This window comes from Thermovirga sp. (genome assembly GCF_017656375.1).
GTDB lineage: Bacteria > Synergistota > Synergistia > Synergistales > Thermovirgaceae > Thermovirga.
Genome location: NZ_JACDOB010000073.1, coordinates 1 through 2646, shown reverse-complemented (window position 1 = coordinate 2646; position 2646 = coordinate 1). Strand labels below are relative to the sequence as shown.

The 2646-nt window shown below is 40.7% G+C and carries 5 protein-coding genes; 4 read left to right on the top strand and 1 reads right to left on the bottom strand.

From position 1 onward, the window contains the following. Positions 1-131 (bottom strand): helix-turn-helix transcriptional regulator (locus H0Z23_RS09035; protein ID WP_366928897.1); only part of this gene is annotated, 131 nt, incomplete at its 3' end. Positions 132-273: 142 nt separating this feature from the next. Here H0Z23_RS09035 and H0Z23_RS08885 point away from each other — a divergent pair. The 4 genes from H0Z23_RS08885 to H0Z23_RS08870 form a co-directional block, all read left to right on the top strand. Beyond that, positions 274-966: a LexA family transcriptional regulator gene (locus tag H0Z23_RS08885; RefSeq protein WP_296869091.1), complete on the top strand. Its 693-nt coding sequence runs from the start codon at positions 274-276 to the stop codon at positions 964-966. Positions 967-983: 17 nt separating this feature from the next. Beyond that, complete coding sequence (locus tag H0Z23_RS08880; protein ID WP_296869090.1) at positions 984-1331, top strand: FxLYD domain-containing protein; 348 nt, start codon at positions 984-986, stop codon at positions 1329-1331. A 180-nt stretch (positions 1332-1511) separates the two neighbouring features. Then, on the top strand, positions 1512-1871 hold the full coding sequence (locus H0Z23_RS08875; protein WP_296869089.1) for a hypothetical protein: 360 nt from the start codon (positions 1512-1514) through the stop codon (positions 1869-1871). Next, on the top strand, positions 1843-2646 hold an 804-nt coding region (locus H0Z23_RS08870), incomplete at its 3' end, for a HigA family addiction module antitoxin (RefSeq protein WP_296869088.1). The genes H0Z23_RS08875 and H0Z23_RS08870, both read left to right, overlap by 29 nt.

The window sequence follows — 2646 nt, the reverse complement described above, 5'->3', positions numbered from 1 at the left end:
TTAAGAGATGGAGTTTTGCGCCCCGTTTCTATTTGAGATAAATAGTTTTGTGTTATTCCTGTTTGCGAAGCAAGTTGCGCCTGAGTAAGTTTTAAGCACTTACGGAGATACAAAAGACGTTTGTGTAGCATTTACCTCACCTCTAATTGCTATTTGAAATAATATTATATTACTTATTGGAATAAGTCAATATCGCTCAATAAGGAAATTTGTCTTTTGGGGACTGATTTTTATTACCAAAAGAGATATAATTCAAAATAGGGGGTGGGGGATATGTATATTGGCGCTAAAATCCGCGCTCTGAGGCAAGCAAGAGGTATGACGCAAAAGGAACTAGCTTCTTTGGTTGGCATTAGTCAAAACTACCTTAGTCAAATAGAAACTGGGCATCGCAGAATAGATGTAAATAAACTACTCCTGATAGCACAAGCTTTAAACTGTAAACCAGAAGATATTATCAAGGATCAAAGTATCGAACCAGACGAAGAAAAACAATGCATCTTGCAACCTCAAATGTCCAGCGACATCATTTTCGTTCCTGCTCTATCTGATATCAATACGGTTTGCTGCGGGGAGGGAAATATTTATGAGATACCGGAGGAATCTATAGATTATATGATCCCCGTTGCGGTCGCTTCGCTGGGCCCTATATGTACAGAGGGGCTTTTTGCGGTGAAGGTAGAGGGGAACTCTATGGAAGGAGCCAAAATCCATGATGGTGACTTGGTAATTGTGGCTCCTAACGAGGAGCCCATTAATGGTAGCGTAGTCTTTGTCTGCTATGGACCACAAAAAAGATGGATGCTCAGATGGTACTATGCCCGGCCCGACGGGTCCATTCTGCTGCGAGCCGCCAATCCAGCATATCCGGATATTGAGATAGGCAAAGATGATATTGAGGCTGGCTGGTATGAATATGTAGGCAGGGTTGTTGCTGTACACAGCACCCCAAGGATGGGGTTGTAGAAAGACGGGGGGCGATAATGTTGTACAAGCGAGTCCTGGTTGGAGTAATATTGTTGGCCTTCATGGCTTCGGGGGCTTGGGGGATGCAGATCAGCGGGGGCTTCGAACTCAAAAACATTCAGTATCGGGACTCAATGTTTGGGACCGAATTTTTAGGCGAAATGATCAACAAATCGGGTAAGGATTACAGTTATACAATGTTTACGCTCAGCATTTATGATTCCGATGGCAACCTTTTAGATGCAACAACGATTATTATCCCACATTTCCCCAATGGCTCCACTAGAACATTTGGAACGCAGTCGCGAAAAAAATTACCCAGCAAAATTAAATACAAGATAGATCCATACGTTTTAATGCCATAAAACTAAGCTTTCCCTTTCTAATCCGCCCACCATTACACCTTCTCGCATCGGACATCATGGACTGATATACCTACAAGGCAAAAATAGTTGCCGTTCAAGGCATGCCCAGGAATGGGATATAAACAGATTGGGCAATTTTGATATACCCATTACGTAAATCATTCTTGACGGAGGAGCGGAATGGATGTAAGCTTTAAAACAAGGAAGCTTGAAAGAATTTTAGCAAAAAAAGAAAAGATTCTAACAACGTGGGGGCATCAAGCAGGGCTCAAGGTAATGCAAAGATTGAAAGAATTGGAGGCCGCTCCCAATCTTTTTTGCTTAACAAAGAGAAAAAGCCTTCATTTTCATCTTCTAAAAGGAGATAGAAGTGGGACGTATGCTATTAACGTATGGCGGGGACTTAGAATGGTTTTTGAACCCAATCATAATCCTCCACCTCGGTTAGAGGACGGTAGCATAGATCTATCTCGGGTCACATGCATTACCATATTGGAGGTAGGTAATTATCATGGCAAACAAAAAAAGAATACTAACTGATTATGCTATTCCACCAGGAGAAACACTTAAGGAAGAACTCGAATATATAAACATGACTCAGAAAGAATTAGCAATACGCCTTGGAGTTTCTCCTAAAACCATAAACCAAATTATTAAAGGGGAAGCGCCTATTACGCCAGAAACTGCAGCTGGGCTCGAAAATGTATTAGGTATTGATGCTGTTTTTTGGCTTAATTTAGAAGCAAACTATCAAGCAGACCTTGCACGACTAAAAAGTATGCCTAAAGAGAGGGAGATTGAGCTTACAAAAAAGTTTCCCTATTCTGAACTGGCTAAACTTAGGTGTGTCCCAAATACAAGAAAACCTTTAGAGCGGGCTCTGAATTTAAGAAAATTCTTTGGAGTATCTTCTCTAGAGAATGTAGAAAAACTAGCTCTCGCAAGCAACTTTAGGAGAAAACCAACAAAAAGCAGTTCTTTTTACGCTTTGCTCGCATGGTTGCGATTAGCTGAAATTATTGCCCAGAAACAACTAGAAAACGTGTCTGTTTTCTCTAGGAAAGCTGTATTAGAGTCTCTTGAATCATTACGCACCTTAACGTATTGCGAGGAAGGATTTGATAAAAAAATCATAAGTATTTGCGCAAAAGTAGGGATTGCAGTTGTTTTTCTACCTAGCATCAAAGGCACATCCATTCAGGGCGCAGCCAAGTGGATTGCACCAGATAAAGCTCTTATAGCTATTACTTCAAGATATAAATGGGCAGATATTTTTTGGTTTTCGTTATTTCATGAAATCGGGCATTTATATTTA